Here is a 24,703-nt window from a genome sequence, read left to right on the forward strand (position 1 = left end):
GTTTTGCGTTTTCTGCCCGTCACTTCGAATGCGCTGCTGGTGGAACTGGTCGACCTGGACCAGACCCTGGCCTTGCTGGCCTCGCTGCAGCGCGATCCCCTGCACGGCGTGGCGGAGCTGGTGCCCGCCGCGCGCACCATCCTCGTTCACTTCCGCCCAGTGGCCACCAGCACCGCCGCGCTGGTACGGGCCATCGCCGCGCGCGACCTGTCGCAGCGCGTCGAGCGCAGCAACATCCTGGTCGAGATTCCGGTGCGCTATGACGGCGAGGACCTGGCCGAGGTGGCCCAGCTGCTTGGCATCACGCCCGCGGAAGTGGTGCGCCGCCACACCGGCAGCGAATACACCGTTGCCTTTACCGGCTTTGCGCCAGGCTTTGCCTATCTCAGCGGCGGCCATCCCAGCTTCGACGTGCCGCGCCGCAGTACGCCGCGCACGCGTATTCCCGCCGGCGCCGTGGGCCTGGCGGGCACCTTCAGCGGCGTGTACCCGCAAGCCAGCCCGGGCGGCTGGCAGATCATCGGGGTCACCCCCGTGGCCATGTGGGACCTGAATCGCGAACAGCCTGCGCTGCTGCAGCCCGGATATCGCGTGCGGTTCATCGACATCGCCACGCTCGATGGCGTGCTCGATGCGGGCAGCGCTATCGCCGCCGGCGCTCCGGCGCGCCAGCCGTTGCCGACGGACCAGGCGCCTGCTGCCGCGGCGCTGAAGGTGAAGGCCACCGGGCTGCAGACCGTGTTCCAGGACCTGGGCCGGCACGGCCAGGCGGGGCAGGGCGTCTCGGCCTCGGGTGCGATGGACCAGGCCGCCCTCAAGATGGCCAACCGACTGGTCGGCAACCGCAGCGACGGCGCGGCGCTCGAAACCGTGGGCGGCGGACTGCAACTGCAGAGCGTGGGCGAGACCGTGCTGGCTGTCACCGGCGCCGATGCGGCGCTGACGGTGCGCACTGCCGATGGCCGCCAATGGAGCGTCCCGAACCACCAGGCCGTGGCGCTGGCCGATGGCGACACGCTGAGCATCGGTCAGCCTCTTGCCGGCGCCCGCAGCTATGTGGCTGCACGCGGCGGGTTTGCCGTCGCGCCGGTCCTGGGCAGTTGTGCGACTGACACCCTGGCCAAGGTCGGCCCCGCGCCGCTGGCCGTGGGCGATGTGCTGAACCTGCTGCCCGCACCGGCCGGCGCCGTCGTGGGCACCCCCGGCTTGCCTGCCGCCGACCTGCCCACGGTGGAGCAGGACGTCGTGCTGGACGTAGTGCTCGGTCCCCGCACCGACTGGTTCACTGCCGAGTCCGTGGCGCGCCTTGCCGCGCAGCGCTGGCAAGTCACCCCGCAATCCAACCGCGTGGGCCTGCGCCTGGCCGGCGAGGTGCCGCTGGAGCGCGCCATTACCGGCGAGCTGCCCAGCGAGGGCACCGCCCTGGGTGCGTTGCAGGTGCCGCCAAGCGGCCAACCCGTGCTGTTCCTGGCCGACCACCCGCTGACCGGCGGCTACCCCGTGATCGGGGCCGTGGCTCCTTACCACCTGGACCGCGCCGGACAGATTCCGGTTGGCGCCTGGCTGCGCTTCAACCCGCTCGGCGCCTTCGAAGAACTTCAACCGTCGGCGCAGCAACTGTCTGCCGCCTGAGCGCACAAGCCCTAACAGAGATTCGCGATGAAGAAAGTCCTGATTGCCAACCGCGGCGAGATTGCCGTCCGCATCATCCGCGCCTGTGCCGACTACGGAGTCGGGTCGGTGGCCGTGTATGCCAATGCTGATATCGACGCGCTGCACGCGCGGCTGGCCGACGAGGCCTACGGCCTGGACGGCGACCGTCCGGCCGACACCTACCTGAACATTCCCAAGCTGCTCGAAATCGCCCGGCGCAGCGGGGCAGATGCCGTGCATCCAGGCTACGGCTTCCTGTCGGAAAGTGAAGCCTTTGCCAAGGCAGTGATCGATGCCGGCCTGGTCTGGATTGGCCCGTCGCCCGCCACGATTGCCCGGCTGGGCGACAAGGTGGAAGCGCGCAAGATCGCCTTGCAGGTTGGTGCCCCGCTGGTCGCCGGCACGCCCGACCCGGTCGTGGACGCCAGCGAGGTACTGGCCTTTGCTGAGCAGAACGGCCTGCCGATCATCATCAAGGCCGCCTTCGGCGGTGGCGGCCGCGGCATGAAGATCGCATGGCGCATGGATGAGGTTGAAGAGCTGTACGCCTCCGCCGTGCGCGAGGCTGTCACTGCCTTTGGCCGCGGCGAATGCTTCGTTGAGCAGTTCCTCGACAAGCCTCGCCATATCGAAGCGCAGGTACTGGCCGACCAGCATGGCAATGTCGTGGTGCTGGGCACGCGCGACTGTTCGCTCCAGCGCCGCAACCAGAAGCTGGTCGAAGAAGCCCCCGCGCCGTTCCTGACCGACGCGCAGCGCGCGCGTATCCACGCCGCCGCCCGCGACATCTGCGCGGCGGCCAACTACACCAGTGCCGGCACCGTGGAATTCCTGCTCAGCGCCAGCGGCGCGATCTCCTTCCTGGAGGTCAACACCCGCCTGCAGGTGGAGCACCCCGTGACCGAGCAGACCACCGGCGTGGACCTGGTGGTCGAGCAATTGCGCGTGGCGGATGGCTTGCCGCTATCCATCACCGAAACCCCGGCGCCGCTGGGCCATTCGATCGAGTTCCGCATCAACGCCGAGGACGTGGGCCGCGGCTTCCTGCCCACGCCCGGGCCGGTGCAGACCTTCGAGGCTCCGTCGGGTCCCGGGGTGCGCGTGGACTCGGGCGTGCAGTCGGGCTCGGTGGTCCCCGGCACATTCGACTCGCTGATGGCCAAGCTCATCGTCACCGGTGCCACGCGCGAACAGGCGCTGGCGCGCGCACGCCGTGCGCTGCGCGAGTTCCGTATCGAGGGGGTGGCGTCGGTGCTGCCGTTCCACCGTGCGGTGATCGACCACGCAGATTTCCTCGGCGCGGATGGCTTCAGGGTCCACACGCGCTGGATCGAGTCCGACTTCGCCGAACCGCTGGCGGCAGCCACCCGTGCCGAGCCCCGGCACGATGCCAGCCTGCGGCGCACCGCCATCGAGATCGACGGCCGCCGCATGGTGCTGGGCCTGCCGGCGCAGCTGCTGCGCGGCCTCGCCGACGCGCCCGGGCAAGGCAGCGCCGCGGCGCCGGCCCAGGCCGCCGCTACCGACCCGGCCGACCTGCCATCCCCGATCGCCGGCACCGTGCAGACCTGGAAGGTGGCAGTTGGCGACGAGGTCAAGGAAGGCGATCTGATCGCCGTGATGGAAGCAATGAAGATGGAGATGCAAGTCCATGCTCATCGCGGCGGCCGCGTAACGTGGCAGGCGGCCGCGGGCACTTTCCTGACGGCGGGGACGCGGCTGGTTAACATTGTGTGAATTCACCAAGAATGCCGGCCAAAGGGTAGGGCGTGCCGCTCAGTTCAGCGCAAGCCCCGCGTGCGCCAGCAAGCGGCGAAACACCGCCAGGCGTGTATCGCCGGTCTCCGCCAGCCGGTCGCAGACATGGAGGTGTTCAGGCATATCGCTGTGTCCGCGCAGCGCATCCTTGCACTCCCGCTCGGAGATCTCCAGGTGGACGCCGGCGAGCACCGCGCGGCCCTTGCCAACCCGTGAACTGACGATGGCGGGCGGCGTGCCATCGATATCCGCATAGACGGCCAGGACCTGCGTGTCGGGGCCGGGGGTGTCGCCGAAGTCAAAGCGGCAGCCGCCATGGTAGTGGGTGTATAGCGACATCGGGGCATCGGTCAGGCTGTCCGTGGTGCGCAGTTTCACCGCGGCCGTGGTACGCGGCGTGCCGTCATACAGCATGCCGTCGGTAAGTTCCGGCAGCGAGCCCACTGCCACCGCGTCGACAAAGCACAGTTCGCGCGGGCCGCAGATTGCGCCCCTGGTGCCGGCGTGAAACGCCAGTTCCCGACATGCGTAGTAAGCGCCCGCGCAAATCCCAAGGTAGGCGCCGCCCTGCTCGACGAAATGCCGGATGCGCGCGTTCGGGGCACCGTTCAGCATTGCACAGTAGGGAAGGTCGGCGCCGCCCGGCATGACAAACAGCACCGCCCCATCGAACAGCGTGGCGTCGTGCCGGATGTCGTCTGCCATCACCGCACGGATCTCGTAGGTGCTGGCATGGAGTTGGTGCCCGATGGTCCGCATCAGGCATGCGGTCCAGTCGGAAGCGCCGGCGTCGACATAGGTCAGGATCTGCGGCCTTGGCATATCGGCATCCGTTTTTGAATAACGAACGGGAACTCACGGGACGGCTCAGGTACCGGTCTCGGATAGGAAGTTGGGCGATCCAAAGTGCTCTTATTGTGCATTGACAAGGCATATCGTTGCCCTGAATGAATTCAAGCACAACGCCGCCGATCGGCAAGATTTCGGTGACATCGCCAACTGGGAAATTCGGAGAATCGTGGCCGCGAAGCGTCGCGCCAACATCAGGTGGCCAGGCGGCCGATCTTCCGACACATCCTTTAGTGCTGCAGGATCTTGTCCAGGAAATCCTTGGTCCGAGGCTTGCGCGAGTTCGGGTCACCGAAGAATTCTTCCTTGCTGCAGTCCTCGAGGATATGTCCACCAACGTCGATGAAGACCACCCGGTTGCTCACCTTGCGAGCGAAGCCCATCTCGTGGGTGACGACCATCATGGTCATGCCCTCATTGGCTAATCCCACCATTACGTCGAGCACTTCGCCCACCATTTCGGGATCGAGTGCCGACGTCGGCTCGTCGAACAGCATGACCACAGGATCCATGGACAATGCACGCGCGATGGCCACACGCTGCTGTTGGCCTCCCGAAAGTTGACCGGGAAACTTGTCCTTATGTGCCATCAGGCCAACGCGGTCGAGCATCTTCAGGCCACGGGCCTTGGACTCTTCCGAACTGCGCCCCAGCACTTTCATTTGCGCAATGGTAAGGTTGTCTGTCACCGACAGGTGCGGGAACAGTTCAAAGTGCTGGAACACCATCCCGACCTTGCTTCGAAGCTTGGGAAGGTTCGTTTTCGGATCGTGCAGCTTGATGCCATTTACAGTAATCTCGCCCTTTTGGAATGGTTCAAGCGCGTTGACTGTCTTGATAAGGGTGGATTTGCCAGAGCCAGAGGGGCCGCATACCACTACCACGTCGCCCTTGTTGACGCTGACTGAGCAGTCATGGAGTACCTGGGCGGAGCCATACCATTTGGAGACGTTCTTAATTTCGATCATGGATTGAGACATAGCTGTTTCCTCAACGTCCGCTCAGCGGATGATGGCGATTTTCCGATGCAGGCGCTTGACCAGGCAGGACAACGCAAAGCAAACGACGAAGTAGAAGACGGTCGCCAGCACGTAACTCTCCACCGGACGGCCCCTGGTTGTACCAGCGACTACAAAGCCCTTGAGGGCGTCGTTGGCACCGATGGCGTAGACCAGCGAGGTGTCCTGAAACAGGATGATCGTCTGCGTCAGCAGAACAGGGACCATGTTCCTGAATGCCTGCGGCAGGATTACCACACGCAAATTCTGAGCGTAGGTCATGCCTAGTGCGTGACCGGCAGATGCCTGGCCGCGGGGAATGGATTGAATGCCGGCTCGCATGATCTCGCTGAAGTACGCAGCTTCGAAGGCGACAAAGGTGATGACTGCAGCAGCTTCTGCGCCAATCGGTTTGCCGATCAGGAGCGGCACAAGTAAGAAAAACCAAAGCAGCACCATGACGAGCGGTATGCTGCGCATACCGTTGACATAGACAGTCGCCGGGATTCCGAGAACCTTCGAGCCCGACATGCGCATGAGGGCCAGGAGGGTGCCGAACAGGATGCCGCCTGCCGTAGCGACCACGGTCAGGATCACACTGAAGTACAACCCCTTGAGGACGTAGTTGCTGATGATCTCCCAGCTATAGAAGGAAAGGTCGAGTTCCATCGTTCAATGCCCTCCGCTGCCTGCCAAAGAGATAAGGCCTGGAACGCGAGAACGCCTTTCGACGATGGCCATGATCCGGTTGATGGATAAAGCGGAGATGATGTAAAGGACCGTCACCGCAGCATAGATTTCGATAGGACGTGATGTCTCTTCGCCTGCCTGCATGGCGAACCAGGTCAACTCGGTTACCGACACAGAGAAGGCCACCGAGGAGTTCTTAAACACGTTCATGGCCTCGCTCGTAAGCGGCGGGATGACGATCCGATAGGCCATCGGCAGCAGCACGTAGCGGTAGTACTGCAAGGTGCTGAACCCCAGCGCCATGCCGGCGTAGCGTTGGCCACGCGGCAACGATTGGATCCCTGACCGAACCTGCTCGGCAATCCGCACCGAGGTGTAGACGCCCAGCGCGATGACCACCAGAGTGAAGTTGTCGAAGCCCTTCATCGCGGGCACGACGACCGGCATGACGTGGTACCACAGGAAAATCTGCACCAGCAGCGGAATGTTTCGAAAGAGCTCCACCCAGGAGGCGCCGAATCCAGACAGCACGGGGCTGTCGGGAAGCGTGCGCAAAATGCCGATAATCGACCCCAGGATGAAGGCGATAATCAGCGCCAGCAAGGCGACAGAGGCAGACCAGCCCCAGGCCGACATCATCCATTGCCAGTACGTGGGAAATGTTCCGGGATCCTGAAAATAGACTTGCCAATCCCAATCGATTCCCATAGGACGCTCCTGATTGTGTTGGTAGTGTGGCGTGCCCGCGAGGGCACGGTGTCGCAGCATGCATGCACAGCCACATCCGGCTGGTAGATAGGGTGTGTGGCGCTTCTACCTGCAACGCTTCGGCTCAGCCTGCTGTTCAAGTAGTAGCCGGACCCGTCTAGTCGGCCTTGTAGGCCTCCGCAGGTTTGTCGTTGGGATTTTCCCAGGCGGCCTTCGTGGCGGCGGATGCTGGCAGATTGAGCGAGGTGTTCGAGGGAGGGATGGCCCTCATGAACCACTTGTCATAGAGCTTGGCGACCGTGCCGTCTTTGACCTGGCGAGCGATGCTGTCGTTGACCGCCTTCTTGAAGGCCGGATCGTCCTTGCGGACCATGATGGCAATAGGCTCGACCGACAGAGCCTCACCGACGATCCTGAAGCTCCTTGGGTTTCTCGACATTGCGATACTGCCGGCCAGGACCTGGCTGTCCAACACAAAGGCATCGGCGCGACCGGTTTCGAGGAGCAAGAAGCTATCGGAGTGATCCTTGCCGCTGATTTCACGGAAGTCGATGTTCCTGGCACGCTTGTTCTGACGCACCACTTGCAACGCCGTCGTACCGGTGGTGGTAACGACCGTCTTGCCGCTGAGGTCGGCTAGTGAGTTGATACCGGAATCGGCTCTAACGGCCATGCGTACCTCCTCGACATAGAGCGTATTCCCGAAAGCCACTTCTTTCTGTCTGGCCTGGGTGTTGGAGGTCGATCCGCACTCGATGTCGACGGTACCGTTCTTCACAAGAGGTATCCGATTGGCCGAAGTCACAGGAACGTACTTGGTTTCCAGGTTCGACAGACCCAGCTGCTTCTGGATATCGCGGATGATGCTGGTGCAAACGTCATAGTGAAAGCCGGCATATACACCGTTGCCCAGCGTATAGGCCAGGGCACCTGAAGCCTCGCGCACGCCTTGGGTAACGCTGCCAGAGGCCTTGATTTTGGCAAGCGTGTCGTTGCTCTGCGCACAGGCCGCGCCCATGGTCAGCAGGGCCACCGAGAAAGCAAGGCTATGTTTCTTCATTTCTGAATGTCTCCGAGATGATGTATCCGTCGAATGCGTCTATCCGGCTGTGATTGAATTCAGTCGCGCCTGGATACGGTGGAGGTGTCTTCCTGCGACACCCCAGGCAATTGATGGACAAGCTTGTAGCAGTTCATGCGTCTCTTTCTTTTAATCCTGTACGAGAAATACCGCTTCCACCTCCACCGTCATTCCATGTGGCAGAGATGCCATGCCCACGGCAGAGCGCGCGTGTTGACCAGCTTCTCCAAATGCAGCGACCAGCGTGTCTGAGCAGCCATCGATCACCTTCGGATGCTGTTTGAAATCCGCGGTGCAGTTGACAAGCCCCAGGACTTTCAAAACGGCCTGCACCTTGCCAAGGTCGCCCACCGCCAGCTTGACGGCGGCCAGCATGTTAAGTGTCGCGAGTTGAGCAGCCGCATAGCCGGCCGGCACATCGTCAGGCGTAGCGAGTTGGCCAGCAACGTAGATTCCGTTATCGAGCCGCGGCCCATGGCCGGAAACGAAGAGCAACTGTCCGGCGCGCCTGAAGGGAAGGTAATTTCCCGACGGCGAATAAGCGGCGGGCAGCGACAGGCCGGCGGCCTGGAGTCGTTGTTCAGGGTTCATGATGGTTTGAGTCGTTCGCGATTGAGAGTGTCTGCGGGTCGGATCTGGCGACAAGGCGCGTCAGCTCCGTTCCAGTGCCGAGGAGAAGACGGCGGGATCAACGTTTCCACCAGAGGCGATGACCACGACGTTCTTTCCCGCGACATCGACCTTTCCTGCCAGTACGGTGCCCAGTGCCGCGGCACCCCCCGGTTCGACTACGATCTTGAGCATCTTGAATGCGGCGGCAACGCCGGCCAGCCCTTCGCTATCGCTTACCCCTATCCCCTTGGCTTGGTGTCGACGCAGCACCGCGACCGTTTTCTCGCCTGCAGTCGGACCGGCAATGCCGTCCAGAACCGTCTTCGGCACCGAAGGATTGCTCTGCGGTATGCCAGTGGCCAGGGAGCGCGCGACTTTCTCGTAGCCGAGTACCTCCGCGATCAAGATCGTGGTGTCAGGGAAAGCATCCTTAACGGCTTCGGCCACGCCGGAGGCGAGCCCGCCGCCGCTGCAATTGATAATGATCGTGTCTGGCGTGACATGCAGGTCGTTCAACTGTTCAACGATCTCCAACCCACACGTCCCTTGGCCGGCCATGATGTCGTAGTCGTCGAATGGCGGGACAACGGTCATTCCGCGTAGCCGGGCGACACGGTCCGCAACTTCGACGCGGTCTTCCGTTTGCGGGTCGTATGTCACGACTTCCGCGCCCCACCATCGACAGTTGTTCACCTTGATACGCGGAGCCGTGTTTGGCATCACGATCACAGCCGGGCAACCAACTGTGAGGGCAGCTGCGGCAACGCCTTGACCATGGTTTCCCGCAGAGAATGCGACGATGCCCGTATTCCTTGACGCCTCATCCATCGACAGCATCTTGTTGAGCGCGCCACGGATCTTGAAGGACCCGGTCAGTTGCAGAGCTTCCGCCTTGACGAACAGACGGCAGCCCGCGCGCTCGCTGAGCATTGGTGACTCAAGCAGTGGGGTACGCACCACTCGACCTTGCAAGCGAGATGCGGCCTGGCGGATTGCTGCGATATCGAACTCACTCATGCCGGCTCCCCTGCGCATAGCGAGATGACCTTTGCGCCGCTGGCACGGCGCGTTGCCACGCGGTCCATGACCTTGCAGGTCGCCGATGGATGCGCCACAGCGAGGAACCGGTTCAAACCGTAGCCCGGCTCGGTCACTTCTCGTTCCTCCAGCTGGTAAGGCCCATCAGCTCCAGCGTGCTATGGCCGTCGCGCAAGGCGGCCATCATCTTCGCCTCCTTGTCGGCGCGGGCCTGGCCTTGAGCCAGCGTGTATTCGACGCGGGCTGCTGGAATGACCAGCACGCCGTCATCATCGGCCACTATCAAATCACCGGCCGCGACCGGCGTGCCCGCAAAGCTGATCGGCTGGCCGACCGAAGGCGAGCTGGCTTTAATTGTTCCGCGCATGGAGATGCCACGGGTGAACACCGGAAAGCGCCGCGCCGTAAGGGCTGCGATGTCCCGCACGCCGCCATCAATGACCAGACCAATCACGCCGGCGGCTTCGGCGGCCACAGTCAGCACTTCGCCCCAGTAGCCGGAAACGAAGCCGCCGGTCGAGACAACGAGCACGCTGCCACGTGGCACCTTTTCCATGGCAATGTGGATGGACAGATTGTCACCGGGCGAGCATTCCAGGGGATATGCGGGGCCGGCGATCGAAGCGCCAGGCCATACCGGGCGGATAGCCGGGTCGACCGAACTGATGGTCAGGCCGGCAGCCTCGTACAGCGTGGAGGTGCCCAACTGGCATGCCTGCTCCAGCGTTGCTGCTTCATAGCTCTTGATCGTAGACATCAGGCCTTCCTTTGCAGTGTGTGGTAACCCAGCGCCGCCCGGGCTTCGCCCAGCGTCTTGCCCTGCGCCAGTTGCTCGCGAATGCGTGATTCGGTCTCTTCAATCTTGCGAGCTGTCTCGGCGACGTCGCGCGCCCGGCTGCGCGGCACGATGACGACACCGTTGGCGTCCGCGACGATGATGTCGCGTGAAGCCACGCGCACGGTGCCAATTGCCACCGTGGTCTTTACCGATTCGACCTGTACGCGGTCCTTGCCGGTACGCATGAAGCGGCCTGCCGTAAACAACGGGTAGTTGTCGCCCAGCGCCTTGTTCACATCGCGGCAGACCCCGTCGATGACCGTGCCAGCGATGCGGCGCAGCCCTGCGTACTGGGTCATGATGTCGCCCCAGACCGTGCAATCCGTGCGGCCGTCGTTGTCGATAACCACCACATCGCCTTCCGCGACTTCGTCGATAAAGTCTCCGACGGTGCCCGGCGGCACGCTGGCTGGCACGTACTTGACGGTGAACGCCGGACCCACAACAACCTTCGTGTAGTCAGTCAGGGGCATGATGCCGAGGGCTTGGCCGTGCAGGCCCAGCTTGTCCATGGCGTCCGAGACGCCGGGCGTATCCAGGCCGGCGAAGAGGGCGACCAGTTCCTGGTCTTCGACACTGGCTTTGAGGGGATTTGTCATGGGAGCTCCAGGGAAAGTCTGTTATCGGGCGCGGATGGCTTCGAACTCCTTGTCGTGCATAACCTCAGCCACAGAGCGGCCGGCGCAGACAGCGGCCACCATGCCGTCTTGGCGCTTGGCGATGCGCTCGCTCAGGTCAAGGACTTCTTCAATGCGCGAGGCGGGAACGAACACCGTGCCGCAGCGGTCGGCAATCACGTAATCGTCTTCATGGACGGTTACGCCAGCCATCTGGACAGGCGTGCCGGAGTCAACTTGAATCACCCTGTTGCGAGCACTGATCATGGTCACGCCCCGCCCATAGACCGGGTAACCGATGGCCTCACTGCCCTCGATGTCGCGGCTCATCCCGTCAATGACCGATCCGCGGACCTGCTTGACATGCGCCGCGTTGGCCAGGATGTCGCCCCAACAGGAGATGCCATCCACGCCTCCGGCGATCACCAGCACGCGGTCATCCGTGGTTACCGCGTCGATAACCGGCGAGATGAGATGTACCGTGGGATTCGTATCGGCCTTCGGGCCGAGCTGGATCGTGCTGGCGCGTCCGATGATCTTTGGGCAGTCCCAAAGAGGGCGAAGCCCATAAGTCGCGCCTGAAATTCCAAGAAAATCGAGCGCATCGGAGACAGTGTTCGTATCGAGCGATGCAAGGCGGTCGAGTAGCGAGAGCTGGGTCATTGCACTGGGTCTCATGAAGGTACCCAGGCATAATCGGATCGACCTGCTAATATGTAAATTCTGAACTAAATATCTCTGTGATACGATTTTCGGAACAGGGCTGATGAGGTTGGCGCGCGCCGGAGACATCGCCTGTTTCAGATTCCGAGCCTGGAGCCTGCGCAAGGCTGTCGCGTAACACCTATGAACAATACGATCGACTTTCGGCTGATACGGCAACTGTGGATGTTCCTGGCAGTTGCCGAAGAGCAGCACTTCGGGCGCGCAGCGCAGCGACTAAACATGTCGCAGCCCCCACTCACCGAGCAAATCAAGGTGCTGGAGCAGGCGCTCAAGCTGCAACTGTTCGAGAGATCCCGGCGCGGCACCCAGCTTAGTCCTGCGGGGGCGGCGATCCTGCCGGCCGTGCGTCAGTTCGCCGGTCAGGTAGAGCGATTGGAGCGGGTGGTGCGCGAGGTCGCCTCCGGCCAGTCCGGCGTCCTGCATATCGGAGCCGTGACCTCGGCTATGCTCGAAACGCTGCCCCCTTTGCTTGAAGCGCTCAAGCAGGCGCACCCGCACCTGACCGTGTTCGTCAAGGAAATCGACAGTGTGGAAGCAATCCCGGCCCTGGAGGCAGGGGAACTTGACCTGGCTTTCGTTCGCCTCGATGGCGAGGTGGGGAATGGCATCGCCACGATGCCGCTGGCGGAAGACCGGCTCGCCGTGGCACTACCTAAAGATCACGCACTTGCTGCGCTGTCCAGGGTGAGTCTTCGGTCGCTGGCGACCGAATCGCTGGTGATGTCGTCCCGGGAGCGGAGCCCTGTCTACTTCGATCTGTTGACGTCAGTCTGCCGTTCCCACGGGTTCAATCCACGAGTCTTGCATGAGGTCCGCTCAATCACCTCTCAGATCGCTTACGTCGGATGCGGCCAAGGCGTGGCCTTGGTGCCCTCGTCAATGCGCAAGTTGGCTCCGGAGAGTGTCGTCGTTCGCCCGTTGAAAGAGCGCATCATGGTGGTGGCAGCGGCGCTGGCGTGGAATGCCAACCGCTACCACCCGATGGTCGAGGTGGCAGTGGGGTGGCTGAAGAAGCAAAGTGACCGGCGATGATCCACAGTTGGTAGCTGAGGAAAGACTCGACACTTTCGCTTTGCCGACGCGCTCCGGGCGGAAATCAAGGCAACAGCAAGAAACGCTGCATCATCTCCGTTAGTTTTGCCTCGATTAAATCCCCGTCAAAACGTAAAGGCCCCGGGTCGGTCAGCAGGGTCAGGGTAAGCGTGCCCACCACCATCTGCATGGCGATCCGGACTTCTGTCTCGGAAGCCTTCAGGCCCTGGGCCTTCATCTTCTGCGCGAGGGCCGGCGCGACCATGCTCTGGATGTTGCGATTCAGCCGGCGCATCGGGTTGGCTTCCGGGTCGAGCGCGCCGAAGTGGCGCAGCACGGCCTTGAACATGCCCTGGTTCCGTCGGCACATGTCGACGTAGTACCGGACGATGAGGGCGGCGAACTCCGATGCCGTGCCTTGCGCCCAGGCCTCGTCGTCCCGGATGGTCTTGTCCGCCTCGGCCTCCATCTCCACAAAGGCGGCCTCGAGGACCGAGTCAATGAAGGCGTCCTTGTCCTTGAAGCGGCCATAGAACGCACCGGTAGAGGTGCCTGCGGTGCGGATGACATCGCTGATCAGGACCAGATCGAAATTCGCGTGCTGCTGGATCAGGTCTCGTCCGGCCAGGATCATCTTGGCAAGGGTTTCCTCACTGCGTAGCTGGCGGGGAGGGCGCAGCGCCGGCGCCGCTTCTGTCTGGCTTGCGGCATGCGTGGCGCGGGGCAGGCGCCTCTTGTGGTCTTCTTGGCGCTTGAGGGTGGCAGCCATGGGAACGGCAATCCTGATTCTGGACAGGTCAGCATTATGCAGCACAGGCGCCACCTGGCCCGGGAGCCGCATCCGCTGGTGGTCGCGCCCACTTCGATTTCTGCCGTAGGGGAAAGCCCGCATTGAAGCGGGTTCGTCGTCTTCCAATAATAGAACCAGAGTTCTGATTCTTATAAAGCAGCGGGCGCACCACGCCGCCCAGCCAATACAACCAAGCGGAGACACCATGAAAATCACTGCTGCAGTGACACGGGCGCCGTGCGCGCCATTCGTCCTCGAAGAGGTCGAACTAGACCCTCCGGGGGCAGGGGAAATCCTGGTCAGGATTGTCGGCGCCGGGCTTTGCCATACCGATCTTGTCGCTGCCGAAGGCTTGCTCCCCGTCGCCATGCCGGCCGTGTTCGGGCACGAAGGCGCCGGCGTTGTCGCGATGGTCGGCGCCGGCGTAACCAAGGTGAAGCCCGGGGACAACGTGGCCATCACGTTCTCCTCCTGTGGCCATTGTCCGCAGTGCGATCGCCATGCCCCGGCCTATTGCCACGCGATGGCAGCGCTGAATTTCGTCGGCCAGCGCGCCGATGGCTCCAAATCGATGCGCGACGGCAATGGCGAGATCTCCGGCAACTTCTTCGGCCAGTCCTCATTCGCGACGCATGCAGTGACAACCGAACGCAACGTGGTGAAGGTGCCGGACGGCGTTCCGCTGGAGATCGCCGGCACCCTTGGCTGCGGCATCCAGACCGGCGCGGGCGCGGTCATGCGCTCGATGGCATGTCATGAAGGCGCATCGCTGGTGGTGCTGGGCGCAGGCGCGGTCGGGCTCAGTGCAGTGATGGGCGCCGTGCTGCAGAAATGCGGGACGATCATCGTGGTCGAGCCCGACGCCAGCCGACGCGACCTGGCCTTGTCGCTCGGCGCCACGCATGCGATCGATCCAGCCCAGAGCCCCGACCTGGCTGCCGCCGTGCGCGCCATTGCGCCCCATGGGGTCGACTTTGCGCTGGATACCAGCGGCATCCCAGCCGTCATCGAAGCGGTGCCCAAGTTGCTGGCGCCGCGCGGCACCTTCGGCTTTGTCGGCGTGCCGCCCGCGCATGCGACGAGCCTGGGCCTGCCGGGCACGCTGCGCGAGGTCATGCGCGGCGGCTTCACCTACCGCGGGATCATCGAAGGCGACAGCGATCCCGATGTGTTCATCCCGCAGTTGATGGCCCTGTATCTCGAGGGACGCTTCCCCTTCGACAGGCTGGTCAAGGCCTATCCCCTTGCCGACATCAACCGCGCCGTCGCGGAGCAAAAGCAGGGGCTGTGTGTCAAGCCCGTGCTGCTGCCCTGAGCCCCAACCCCACCATCCAGTTCGATACCATGAACCACACCGATTTCGATCTTCCCGGCGACGTGGCGCAAGTCCTGGTCGATCCCAGCGCCTATGCCGATCCCGCCCGGCTGCACGCGGCCTATACGTGGGCGCGTGAGAACAATCAGCTGGGGCGCGCCGTCAATGACGGTTTCGATCCGTTCTGGGTCGTGACCAAGCACGCCGACGTGACCGCCATCTCGCGCGACCACAATCTCTTCCACAACGGGGACTACTCCGTCGTCTGCCGGCCCAAGGCTTCGATAGACCATGTGATCGCGACCACCGGCCGCCCGAACATCGTCAAGGCGCTGGTCCACGTGGATGGCGACGAGCACAAGGGCCTGCGTGCGCTGACGCAGTCGTGGTTCATGCCTAACAGCATCCTGAAGCTGGATGAGCGCATCCGTGGGCTGGCGCGGCAGATTGTTGACAAGCTGCAGCAAAGCGATGGCAACACCATCGATTTCGCCAAGGACATTGCCTTGCATTATCCGCTGCACGTCATCATGGACATCCTCGGCGTGCCGCCTGAGGATGAGCCACGGATGCTGCTGCTGACCCAGGAGCTTTTTGGTAGCGAGGATCCTGAACTCAAACGCGCCAAGCAGGAAAAGAGCGCGGATGACGGCGCCATGGCAAAGAACCTGATGGCGGTGGTGGCGGACTTCCGGGACTATTTCGAGAAAGTCACCGCCGAGCGGCGGGTCAATCCGCGCAATGACGTGGCAACGCTGCTCGCCAACGCCGTCGTCAACGGCGAGCCGATCAGCGAGGTCAGCCGGCTGGGGTATTACGTCATCATTGCCACGGCAGGCCACGACACCACATCGTCCTCGTCCGCGGTCGCGATGTGGGCGCTGAGCCAGTATCCGGAGTTGCTGCCCCGGCTCCAGGCCGACCCGTCGCTGATTCCGCAGTTCATTGACGAAGCGGTGCGCATCGCCTCGCCGGTCCGGCATTTCATGCGGACCGCGACGGCAGACACCGAGATCCGCGGACGCACGATTCGCAAGGGCGACTGGCTGATGCTGTGCTACGGCTCGGCCAATCGGGATGAAGAGGTCTTCGACCAGCCCTTTGACTTCAACATCGACCGCAAGCCCAACCGCCACCTGGCGTTCGGCTTCGGCGCCCATGTCTGCCTGGGCCAGCACCTGGCCAAGATGGAAATGCGCATCCTGTTCGAGGAAATGATTCCGCGCCTGCAACGCGTGGAAGCGGCAGGCGAGATGGAAATGATCGCCTCCTGCTTCGTCGGCGGACCCAAGCATCTTCCCGTTCGCTGCGTCATGCAGTAGCCATCCCTTCGCAGTCTGCAGCAAGGCATCGCGCCATGAATTCCCAAGACACACTTTTCGTACGCATTGCGCAACGCAACCGCGAAACCGACGACATCATCAGCCTGGAGCTGCGCGACCCGAACGGGGGCGAGCTGCCACCGTTCGAGGCCGGCGCCCACATCGATGTCCACGTTGCTCCCGGAGTCGTGCGGCAGTATTCGCTTTGCAATGCGCCGTCGGAACGCCACCGTTACCTGATCGGCGTGCTTCGGGATCCCGCCTCGCGCGGCGGTTCGGTCGCCATCCATGAGCGGCTTGAGGCGGGCGCTGTCATCGAGATCAGCGCGCCGAGGAACCATTTTCCGCTGAAGGCGGGCACCCGCAGCATCCTGATCGCCGGCGGGATCGGCGTCACGCCGATGCTATGCATGGCCGAGGCCTTGCACGCGTCGGCAACCGGCTTTGCCCTGCATTACTGCGCGCGCAGCCAGGACAAGGCAGCGTTCCGCAGCCGTATCGGGCAATCCCCGTACAGGCAGCAAGTCGCCTTCCACTACGACGATCAGGGCGATGCGCAGAAGCTGGATCCTGTCATGCTGTTCGCCCAGGCGGGAAGCGATGACGAGATCTACGTCTGCGGACCCTCGGGTTTTATCGAATGGGTTTGCCGCGCGGCCGAGCAAGCGGGAATCCCGAAGCAGCGAGTGCGATACGAGTACTTCAGTGCCAGGCCCGTCGATACCTCGCAGGACAGCACCTTCGACGTCAGGATCGCCAGCACCGGCCAGGTCTTCCATATTCCCGCGGACCGCTCGATCACTTCGGTGCTGCTCGAAGCCGGCATCGACATCTACACCTCGTGCGAGGAGGGCACGTGCGGGACGTGCGTGACGCGCCTGCTGGAGGGCGAGGCCGATCATCGGGACGTCTTCCTGACCGATGAAGAACACGCTTGCGGCAACCAGTTCACGCCTTGCTGCTCGCGCGCGAAATCCTCGTTGCTTGTCCTCGATCTTTGAAGCGCCAATCCGCCACCCGGCGACGCAGGCCCGGCTTCGGACAGCCGCGTGTCGTCGGAGTGGCCTGTCGAACAATCCGTTTGGTTAAAAAGAGGTCCCAATCATCATGGGTGACACCGCTGGATTCAGCATGACCATTGATGGCAAAGCCGCGCCCACGCTGGCCGGCTTTGATGTACTCAACCCCGCAACGGAACGCGCCATTGCCGCAGCACCCGACGCGACCCCGGCGCAGTTGGACGAGGCCGTTGCCAGCGCGCGGCGCGCCGCGCCGGCCTGGGCTGGCTTGCCGCTGCACGCGCGCCAGCAATATGTCGTCAGGATCGGCGAGACCATCACCGCCAACCTGGAGGAACTGGCGCAACTGTTGACGCGGGAGCAGGGCAAGCCCCTTGCCCAGGCGCGGCAGGAAGTGCAAAGGGCGGCGATCTGGTGCACCGAGATGGCCAGGCTCGAACTCCCGGTGGAGACGGTCAGCGAGTCTGCCACCGAGCAGGTCCGTGTCCTGCGCGTGCCGCTGGGCGTCGTTGGCGGCATCGTGCCCTGGAACTTCCCGCTGGCACTCGCCATGTGGAAGGTGGCGCCGGCCCTGCTTGCCGGCAATACGATGGTGCTCAAGCCATCGCCATTCACGCCACTGACGACGCTGAAGCTGGGCGAACTGCTGCGCGATGTCCTGCCGGCTGGCGTGCTCAATGTCATCAGTGGCGGCGATGCCCTTGGGCCGTTGATGTCGGCCCATCCGGGCATCGACAAGCTGAGCTTTACGGGCTCTACCCAGACCGGCCGCGCAGTGATGGCCTCAGCGGCGGTCAACCTGAAACGGCTGACGCTGGAGCTGGGTGGCAATGACGCCGCCATTGTCCTGCCCGATGCCGATGTCGAGGCCATCGCGCCCGCGATCTTCTGGGGGGCGTTTGCCAACAACGCGCAGTACTGCCTGGCGATCAAGCGGCTGTATATCCATGAGGATGTCTACGACCGGCTGGCGCAGGCGCTGGTCCGCCTGGCGCGGGAGACGCGCATTGGCCCGGGTGACATGGAAGGCGTCCAGCTTGGCCCGGTGCAGAACCGCCGCCAGTTCGAGCGGCTCAAGGCGCTGCTGGAGGACACGCGCAGCGCCGGCTATCGCATCCTCGCCGGCGGCGACGTGGCGGACGGAAGCGGCTATTTCTTCCCAGTCACGCTGGTGGACAACCCGCCGGACAGCGCACGCGTGGTCCGCGAAGAACCCTTCGGCCCGATCCTGCCCTTGCTCAAGTTCCGCGACGTGGACGAGGCCATCTCGCGGGCGAATGACAGCGAATATGGACTGGGAGGTTCGGTCTGGGGCCGCGACGCGGAGGCCGCCATGCAAGTCGCGTTGCGGCTCAACACCGGTACCGTCTGGGTCAACCAGATTCACACCCTTGGGCCCCACAAGCCCATGGCCGGCCACAAGCAATCGGGCGTCGGCATCGAGAACGGCGTCGAGGGGCTGCTGGAATATACGGTGCCGCGGACGGTTTCGCTGAAGCGCTCGCAATAAGCCGCCTGCCACACGCCCAGGCGCCTGACCAGCACCCAAGTCGTCCGCAGTGCCGAGTCGGTTTCGCGCCCGTCTGCGAGCACGAAGCGGAAATTTGCATGCCCCTGCGCCAGCAGCGTGTCCGCGCCAAGCTCGACCAGGGTCTGGTCGGCCAGGGACATCGATGCCGAGCGCAGCGTCCCGGTGTACGAGGCAAAGTACCCCAGGATGCAGCCGCCCATTGACACTGCATTCGCCTAACTTCCGACGAGCCCACCGAATCTACGAGTCAGTCAATGACAGTACTCGGCTGACCGTGACCAGCGACACACGGTCGACGAATCGCGCGCACCAGTTGCAAATGCCTCACGCGGCGTCCGGCGCCCCCACCAGCGCCATCAGCGGCGCCATGCATGGGCTGGCCGCCGCCAGCGCGCGCTGTTCGTCGAGGATGTCCTGCAGCATGGCATGCGTCGTATCCGGGTTGGCCAGCACCACGCGGAAAACGGCAATCGGGCGGCCACCCCACTGCGCCGACATCAACTGCGTGCGCGATACGAACGAGCGGCCGGCATCGCGCTGCATTTCCTGAATGCTGATGGTCAGCGCATCCAGCGCGTCCAGGATCTTCTCGCGCCTGTCGGCCGAAGCCGTTGCCAGCGCGGCACGCACGGTCTCGGGCACATAGCGATAGGTCAGGATGCAAAGCTGCGGGTGGCTGTCGAGCTCGAAATCCGGCTGCTGCGCAATCAGGGATGCAAAGTAGTGGGCGTTGTCGATGCTACGATCGATCAACTGCGCCAACCCCTTGCGACCGAGCAGATGAAGGTTCGCATAGAGCATGACTGCCGCCGCGCCGCGCGATCCTTCGAGTGTATGGCGCCCCAGGTCCACCGAGCCCTTGCGCACGATGTAGTTCGCATGCTGGATGATTTCCTGCGTCCACGCGGGGCTCCGGAACAGCACCATGCCGGCACCCATCGGCACGTAGAACTGTTTGTGCGCATCGATGACGACGGAATCGGCACGCTCGATGCCCGCGAAGCGCCAGCGCTCGCGCTCCGACAGCAGGGTTGCGCCGCCCCATGCGGCATCCACGTGGAAATGGCAGCCGGCCTCATGAGCAACATCCGCAATCCCGTCAAGCGGATCGACCGCGCCCGTCTCCGTCGTCCCCGCTATGCCGACGATCGCCATCGGCCGGATGTTGCGCTGCTGCAGGTCACGCATGGTGTCGCGCAGCAGGTCGATGCGCATGCGACCGTCTGCATCGACCCCGACCGGCACGAGATTGTCGCGCCCGATGCCAAGGACATCGGCTGCCTTTCGCAACGAGTAGTGCCCGCGCTCCGAGACGACGATTGCAAGCCCGTCATGGCCGTAATGGCGTAGCGCCGCCACCAGTCCGGCGCGATGGATGCCGGCGAAGCCATCACGCGCGCCTAGCAAGTTGTTGCGGCTCGCCCATAGCGCGGTGAGGTTGGCGACCGTGCCGCCAGAACAGATCGCGCCGAGCGCGTGGTCGGCATCGTGCAGCCATCTCGCATAGAACACGCTGTCCTGGGCAAACACCAGCTTGTGCAGCATGCCGATGACCTGGCGCTCGAGCCCTGTCAGCGCGCCCGACGTCTCGCGCTTCACGACATTCTGGTTCAGCGCTGCCAGCACCTTGGCCAGCGAGGGCATGAACGACGGCAGCGACGACGTCATGTGTCCGACGAAAGTAGGCGATGCCACGGGCATCACGTGCCGAAACACGTCATTGAGCAAATGATCGGCATGCGCTTGCGGCGATGTCGGAGTCTCGGGCAGCTCAACCGACGCGAACACCGCCTCGCGTGTGGCGCAGGCGCCAACCGGATCAAAACGCTCACCCGCAAAGAAATCCGCCGGATGCTCGGCGATCAATCGCTCGAGCGATTCGAATGCACCCAGATCCGCATCGAACCAGTGCAAGGGGCAGTCGTCGCCCCCGTCCGTGCTTTGTGAGGTCTCTTCGCGAGAGCTGTCCGGCTTCATTTGCATTACCCAGTTCAATCCCGTAGCGCCATGGTGCACCGGGCATTATGCCGGATCGGACGGATGCGGATGGCCGACGGCCCCCGACCGGCACCTTTGATGACGTCGCCGCTCCCCGTTGACGGTAAGCCCCCGGCGAACCCGTCTTGACATAGCTATGCTGCAGCGTGAAGGGGCCTCGGGATACCGCCCAACCGTTGCTCTCCCACATACGTACTTTCACCTAATGCTGCAGCGCGACAATTCCTCTGCTACAATCAGGGAAAACCCCATGAGGGTAATCCCGAAAGGAAGGACGCCATGAACACCCAATCCGATATCAAGCTGACTGACCAACTCGAACGCGAACTGATCGACCGTGAACTCGGTACGCAAAGCCTGGGCTTCGCCCACGACGTGAAGCGCGCCATCGCCTTCGTCCAGAGCGCGATCGAGCGCCTGCAGACCCAGGCCCGCAAGGCTCACGTGGTCTACGCCAACGGCTAAAGAGTTGTTTGCAGCATAGTAGTTGCGGCCCGTTCCGGGCTGCGTTGTAGAACCGGCCATACGTGCGCCCGCCCGGGCAGACGCGGCCGGTTTTGTTTCGCCCGCGGTTTTTACGTGCTTTGTGAACAACTTTCGCAAGGCTTGCCAGACCTTTTCGTTTTGCCGGGACGTGGCAGGGGGCTATCGTGGATGCCTTCGCAATACGCCTTCCCGACCATGCCCCCGCTTGTGCTGCTGTGCCTGCTGATCACCTATGTGGTCTGGGGCACGACCTACCTGGCGATCCGCTTTACGCTGGAGAGCTTTCCGCCGCTGTTCATGATGGGCACACGCTTCCTGTGCGCGGGCCTGCTGCTGGCCGCCTGGCTGGCGTGGCGGGGCACGCCGATGCCGTCGTGGCGGCTGTTGCGCAACTGCGCGGTGCCGGCGCTGTTCCTGCTGGTGGGCGGCATGGGCTTGACCGCGATTGCCGAGCAGACGATTTCTTCCGGTGCCACCACGGTGATGATCGGGTCGATGCCGATCTTCGCGCTGATCTGGAGTGCCTGCTTCGGCAACCGGCCAAAATGGTATGAGTACGTGGCGATCGCGATCGGCAGCCTGGGCATCCTGGTGCTGACCGCGGGTGCGGAATTCCGCGTCAGCACCGGGGGCGTGGTGGCGCTGATGCTGGCAGTGGCGAGCTGGTCGTTCGGCTCGCAGCTGGCGCGCCGGCTGGAACTGCCCCAGGGCGCCGCTGCATTTGCCGCGGAGATGCTGATCGGCGGCGCGGTGCTGATGGTGCTGTCGGCATTGCGGCAGGAGCCGTGGCCGGCATCGGTCAGCGCGCAGGCCGGCTGGGCCTGGGTCTACCTGGTGGTGGCGGGGTCGCTGGTGGCGTTTTCTGCCTATATGTACCTGGTGTCAACGGTCAGCCAGACGCTGTCGGCCAGCTATGTCTATGTGAACCCGCCGGTGGCGCTGGCGATGGGCGCGTGGCTGGGCGGCGAGCAGATCGCCCCGCAGACGTTGGGTGCGGTAATGCTGATCCTGGTGGCGCTGGCCGTGCTCAGCCTGGGCACGCTGCGCACGGCGCGGGCCCAGGCGGCCTGATACTGCCGGCTGCTGCCGGGCAGATCAACTGCCCGACTGTTCCTGGATCCAGAGCGACAGCCGCACCTTGTAGGCCTGCTGGATATGCCGGCGCGCGATCTGTTCCGCCAGCGCCGGGTCCCGCTGTTCGAGCGCCTCCACCAGCGCGATATGTTCCTCGTACGAGCTGCGCGCGCGTCCCGGCACTGAGAGCGTAGTGCGCCCCAGCAGCGCCATCGACTCATGCAGCGAGCGCAGGTTCTTCAGCAGGTAGCGGTTATGCGCGCAGCGGTGCAGGGTTTCGTGGAACAGGCGGTTGTTCTGCGCCAGCCGGTCCGGGTCGTCGGCGAACGCCAGGTCGCGCTCGACGATATCGCGCAGCAGCGAGATCTCCACGTCGGTGGCATGGCGTGCGGCCAGCGCGGCGGCGGTGCCTTCCAGCACTTCGCGCATGACGTAAAGCTCGCTGACCATGCTGGCGTCGAGCTGGGTGACCATCATGCCGCGGTTGGGCTCGTTGACGACCAGCCCTTCGGACTCCAGCCGCGACAGCGCTTCACGCACCGGCGTGCGCGACAGGCCCAGGGATTCGGCCAGTTCCACTTCGCGCAGCCGCGTGCCGGGGGGCAGCTGGCCGGCCTGGATGGCGGCGCGCAGTTGCTGGTAGGCGCGCTCTGAGCGCGGGAGCGATGCGGCCTGGCCACTCTCGGCGGCGCCGGCGAACTCTTGAGAAATCATGTGAGGCTGGCTGATGCGGTTGAACTGTCGTAGCCAGCCATCATACCCGCTCGTGCGCGCCTGACATCACGGCGACGCAATATGGTGTAAAGGGCCCGGCGCGCGCCGGGCCGGGCGCCTCAGCCCGCCGGCGACTGGAACGGGTGGTATTGAAAGAGCCAGGTCTCGGACAGCGGCTTGCCCTTCAGCCTCAGGAACAGGCGGATATCGACCGGCTGGTTGCCGTCTGCGGTCAGGTCGAACTGGGCACGCCAGTGGCCCGGCACGCCGTTGGGAACGGCCTCGGTGAAGACGTAGGAGAAGGTGCCGCGCGAGGCGGTCAGCACGGCCTCGGGTTTGACGCCGAAGGGCAGTTTCTCCAGCGACGCGCCCTTGAACTCGACCATGAACTTGCGCACGCCATTGGGCCGCGGCTGGCCCGGCTGGCCGCCATTGCCCAGGCGCGTGGCCACGCAGCGCGCCAGCGGCGAGGGAAAGGGCTCGTCGGCCTGCCAGTGCAGCCGGTAGCGCAGGCGGTAGGTGCTGCCGGCCTTGGCCGGGGCCTTGGGCACCCACATGGCGACGATGTTGTCGTGGATCTCGTCATCGGTGCGCAGCTCCACCAGCTGCACCGAACCGGGGCCCCAGCCGTCGCGCGGCTCGACCCACAGGCTCGGGCGGCGCTCATAGTTGACGCCGTCCTGGTAGTGGTCGAACAGGCGGTCGCGCTGCAGCAGCCCGAAGCCCTTGGGGTTGTCGTCGGAAAACGCCGAGGCCGTGGTCTGCGGCGGGTTGTTCAGCGGGCGCCAGATATGCTCGCCGGCACCGTTCCACAGCGCCAGGCCGTCGGAATCGTGCACCTCCGGGCGCCAGTCGACGGCGGTGCCCTTGATGCCTTCGGAGAACCAGAACATCGAGGTCAGCGGCGCCAGCCCCAGCCGGCCCACATCCTTGCGCAGGAACAGCGCGCATTCCACATCCATGATCACGGCCTTGCCACGCTGCATGACGAAGCGGTAGGCGCCGGCGATGCTGGGGCCATCCAGCAGGGCATAGACCGTGACGGTATCGCCGTTGCCCTCGGGCGTCTCGAACCAGAAATGGGTGAAAGCCGGGAATTCCTCGGACTTGCCGGCTTCGGCCACGTCGATGGCAACGCCGCGCGCGGACAGCCCGTACTGGTAAAGGTCGCCGATGGCGCGGAAATACGACGCCCCCAGGAAGGCAACCCAGTCGTTCTTGCGCCAGTCGCGCGTCTTCTGGTCGCCGAGGCGGCTTTCCTGGAAGCGGAAGCCGGCAAAGCCGCTGCCCGGCGGCAGCTTGTGCGCGGGGCTGTCGGCCGGCATGTCGAAGTAGGCGTCGTCGTAGACGATCTCGCGGGCCTGGCCGGGGCCGCCCTTGGCGCGTTCGATCACGTGCATGCGCACCGGCGTGCGGAAGTACGTGCCGAGGTGGAAGAAGGTGACCGGGAACTGGCCGGGGCCACTGGCAAAGAGCGCGTCGTCGGTGCGGAAGCGGATCTTGCCGTGGGCGTCATAGTCGATGCGGGACAGCACGTCCGCGGGCGGCGACGGCGGCGGCGCGTAGGGCTTGCCGGCCAGCGCGCGGGCGCGTTCGATCAGGGCGTCGAAACCGAATGGCTGGGCGTCGCCGAGCTTGATCCGGCTGGCTGCCAGCACCGACGGGGTAATGCCCAGTGCGGCGAGCGCGGCGGAGGCAGTGGCGGAGACCAGCAGGGTTCGGCGGTTCATCATGTGGCGAAAGCGTCCTTTTATTGTCCGAGGGTTGTGCAGAACTGTAAGAGACGCCGCCGTCCGCGAAAAGTTCGGACACCCTCTGTTACAGGCGGCCCCCCCCCCCCCCCCCCCCGCCCCC

Annotated in this window: 23 protein-coding genes and 1 pseudogene; 9 read left to right on the forward strand and 15 right to left on the reverse strand. The window is 64.1% G+C overall.

The annotated features are described in order from the left end of the window. Nucleotides 1-3 precede the first annotated feature (3 nt). Complete coding sequence (gene pxpB / locus CF68_RS11915; protein ID WP_035818829.1) at nucleotides 4-1,632, forward strand: 5-oxoprolinase subunit PxpB; 1,629 nt, start codon at nucleotides 4-6, stop codon at nucleotides 1,630-1,632. Nucleotides 1,633-1,659: 27 nt separating this feature from the next. Then, entirely contained in the window at nucleotides 1,660-3,390 is a 1,731-nt protein-coding gene (locus CF68_RS11920) for a biotin carboxylase N-terminal domain-containing protein (RefSeq protein ID WP_035818831.1), read from the forward strand. Nucleotides 3,391-3,429: 39 nt separating this feature from the next. Here CF68_RS11920 and CF68_RS11925 read toward each other — a convergent pair whose 3' ends face one another. The 11 genes and pseudogenes from CF68_RS11925 to CF68_RS11970 form a co-directional block, all read right to left on the reverse strand. After that, a complete protein-coding gene (locus CF68_RS11925; RefSeq protein WP_035818835.1) occupies nucleotides 3,430-4,233 on the reverse strand; it encodes a BPL-N domain-containing protein in 804 nt (267 codons plus the stop codon). A 257-nt stretch (nucleotides 4,234-4,490) separates the two neighbouring features. After that, a complete protein-coding gene (locus CF68_RS11930; RefSeq protein ID WP_035818973.1) occupies nucleotides 4,491-5,228 on the reverse strand; it encodes an amino acid ABC transporter ATP-binding protein in 738 nt (245 codons plus the stop codon). A 33-nt stretch (nucleotides 5,229-5,261) separates the two neighbouring features. Continuing rightward, entirely contained in the window at nucleotides 5,262-5,927 is a 666-nt protein-coding gene (locus CF68_RS11935) for an amino acid ABC transporter permease (RefSeq protein ID WP_035818838.1), read from the reverse strand. Nucleotides 5,928-5,930: 3 nt separating this feature from the next. Next, entirely contained in the window at nucleotides 5,931-6,656 is a 726-nt protein-coding gene (locus tag CF68_RS11940; protein ID WP_035818842.1) for an amino acid ABC transporter permease, read from the reverse strand. A 157-nt stretch (nucleotides 6,657-6,813) separates the two neighbouring features. Continuing rightward, the gene (locus CF68_RS11945; protein ID WP_035818847.1) at nucleotides 6,814-7,716 is read right to left on the reverse strand and encodes a transporter substrate-binding domain-containing protein; all 903 of its coding nucleotides are present in this window, start codon (nucleotides 7,714-7,716) and stop codon (nucleotides 6,814-6,816) included. 150 nt (nucleotides 7,717-7,866) lie between these two features. Further along, the gene (locus CF68_RS11950; RefSeq protein ID WP_035818849.1) at nucleotides 7,867-8,328 is read right to left on the reverse strand and encodes a RidA family protein; all 462 of its coding nucleotides are present in this window, start codon (nucleotides 8,326-8,328) and stop codon (nucleotides 7,867-7,869) included. Between the two features lie 60 nt (nucleotides 8,329-8,388). Further along, nucleotides 8,389-9,366, reverse strand: coding sequence for a threonine/serine dehydratase (locus tag CF68_RS11955; RefSeq protein ID WP_035818976.1), 978 nt, complete (start codon nucleotides 9,364-9,366; stop codon nucleotides 8,389-8,391). Nucleotides 9,367-9,368: 2 nt separating this feature from the next. Next, nucleotides 9,369-9,503, reverse strand: a pseudogene (locus CF68_RS39160) (aspartate transaminase); the annotation flags it as partial. Further along, complete coding sequence (locus CF68_RS11960; RefSeq protein ID WP_035818850.1) at nucleotides 9,500-10,144, reverse strand: RraA family protein; 645 nt, start codon at nucleotides 10,142-10,144, stop codon at nucleotides 9,500-9,502. The pseudogene CF68_RS39160 and the gene CF68_RS11960, both read right to left, overlap by 4 nt. Next, nucleotides 10,144-10,824, reverse strand: coding sequence for an RraA family protein (locus tag CF68_RS11965; RefSeq protein WP_035818852.1), 681 nt, complete (start codon nucleotides 10,822-10,824; stop codon nucleotides 10,144-10,146). The genes CF68_RS11960 and CF68_RS11965 overlap by 1 nt, the downstream gene beginning before the upstream one ends. 21 nt (nucleotides 10,825-10,845) lie before the next feature. Beyond that, the gene (locus CF68_RS11970) at nucleotides 10,846-11,505 is read right to left on the reverse strand and encodes an RraA family protein (RefSeq protein WP_035818855.1); all 660 of its coding nucleotides are present in this window, start codon (nucleotides 11,503-11,505) and stop codon (nucleotides 10,846-10,848) included. Nucleotides 11,506-11,688: 183 nt separating this feature from the next. On the opposite strand from CF68_RS11970, the gene CF68_RS11975 reads away from it, so the two are divergent. Beyond that, nucleotides 11,689-12,600: a LysR substrate-binding domain-containing protein gene (locus tag CF68_RS11975; protein WP_035818859.1), complete on the forward strand. Its 912-nt coding sequence runs from the start codon at nucleotides 11,689-11,691 to the stop codon at nucleotides 12,598-12,600. A gap of 64 nt (nucleotides 12,601-12,664) precedes the next feature. Here CF68_RS11975 and CF68_RS11980 read toward each other — a convergent pair whose 3' ends face one another. Further along, nucleotides 12,665-13,369: a TetR/AcrR family transcriptional regulator gene (locus tag CF68_RS11980; RefSeq protein WP_035818978.1), complete on the reverse strand. Its 705-nt coding sequence runs from the start codon at nucleotides 13,367-13,369 to the stop codon at nucleotides 12,665-12,667. A 226-nt stretch (nucleotides 13,370-13,595) separates the two neighbouring features. On the opposite strand from CF68_RS11980, the gene CF68_RS11985 reads away from it, so the two are divergent. From CF68_RS11985 to CF68_RS12000, 4 genes are all read left to right on the forward strand, one after another. After that, nucleotides 13,596-14,705, forward strand: a complete 1,110-nt coding sequence (locus CF68_RS11985; RefSeq protein WP_035818860.1) for an NAD(P)-dependent alcohol dehydrogenase — start codon at nucleotides 13,596-13,598, stop codon at nucleotides 14,703-14,705. 29 nt (nucleotides 14,706-14,734) lie between these two features. After that, nucleotides 14,735-16,027, forward strand: coding sequence for a cytochrome P450 (locus CF68_RS11990; protein ID WP_035818861.1), 1,293 nt, complete (start codon nucleotides 14,735-14,737; stop codon nucleotides 16,025-16,027). 35 nt (nucleotides 16,028-16,062) lie between these two features. Beyond that, the gene (locus tag CF68_RS11995) at nucleotides 16,063-17,028 is read left to right on the forward strand and encodes a PDR/VanB family oxidoreductase (protein WP_035818862.1); all 966 of its coding nucleotides are present in this window, start codon (nucleotides 16,063-16,065) and stop codon (nucleotides 17,026-17,028) included. A 106-nt stretch (nucleotides 17,029-17,134) separates the two neighbouring features. Continuing rightward, the gene (locus CF68_RS12000) at nucleotides 17,135-18,556 is read left to right on the forward strand and encodes an aldehyde dehydrogenase family protein (protein WP_035818866.1); all 1,422 of its coding nucleotides are present in this window, start codon (nucleotides 17,135-17,137) and stop codon (nucleotides 18,554-18,556) included. Between the two features lie 345 nt (nucleotides 18,557-18,901). Here the strand turns inward: CF68_RS12000 and panP are convergent, their stop codons facing one another. Further along, nucleotides 18,902-20,554 carry a pyridoxal-dependent aspartate 1-decarboxylase PanP gene (gene panP / locus CF68_RS12005; RefSeq protein WP_035818979.1) on the reverse strand — a complete coding sequence of 551 codons (1,653 nt, stop codon included), beginning with the start codon at nucleotides 20,552-20,554 and terminating at the stop codon, nucleotides 18,902-18,904. A 300-nt stretch (nucleotides 20,555-20,854) separates the two neighbouring features. Here panP and CF68_RS12010 point away from each other — a divergent pair, with 300 nt between their 5' ends. Further along, nucleotides 20,855-21,040, forward strand: a complete 186-nt coding sequence (locus CF68_RS12010) for a hypothetical protein (protein WP_010810228.1) — start codon at nucleotides 20,855-20,857, stop codon at nucleotides 21,038-21,040. Between the two features lie 216 nt (nucleotides 21,041-21,256). After that, on the forward strand, nucleotides 21,257-22,132 hold the full coding sequence (locus tag CF68_RS12015; RefSeq protein WP_035818981.1) for an EamA family transporter: 876 nt from the start codon (nucleotides 21,257-21,259) through the stop codon (nucleotides 22,130-22,132). A 24-nt stretch (nucleotides 22,133-22,156) separates the two neighbouring features. Here CF68_RS12015 and CF68_RS12020 read toward each other — a convergent pair whose 3' ends face one another. Beyond that, a complete protein-coding gene (locus CF68_RS12020) occupies nucleotides 22,157-22,849 on the reverse strand; it encodes a GntR family transcriptional regulator (RefSeq protein WP_035818870.1) in 693 nt (230 codons plus the stop codon). A gap of 119 nt (nucleotides 22,850-22,968) precedes the next feature. Then, the gene (locus CF68_RS12025; protein ID WP_035818872.1) at nucleotides 22,969-24,582 is read right to left on the reverse strand and encodes a glucan biosynthesis protein; all 1,614 of its coding nucleotides are present in this window, start codon (nucleotides 24,580-24,582) and stop codon (nucleotides 22,969-22,971) included. Nucleotides 24,583-24,703: the final 121 nt, after the last annotated feature.

The organism is Cupriavidus sp. SK-4 (assembly GCF_000611125.1).
GTDB lineage: Bacteria > Pseudomonadota > Gammaproteobacteria > Burkholderiales > Burkholderiaceae > Cupriavidus > Cupriavidus necator.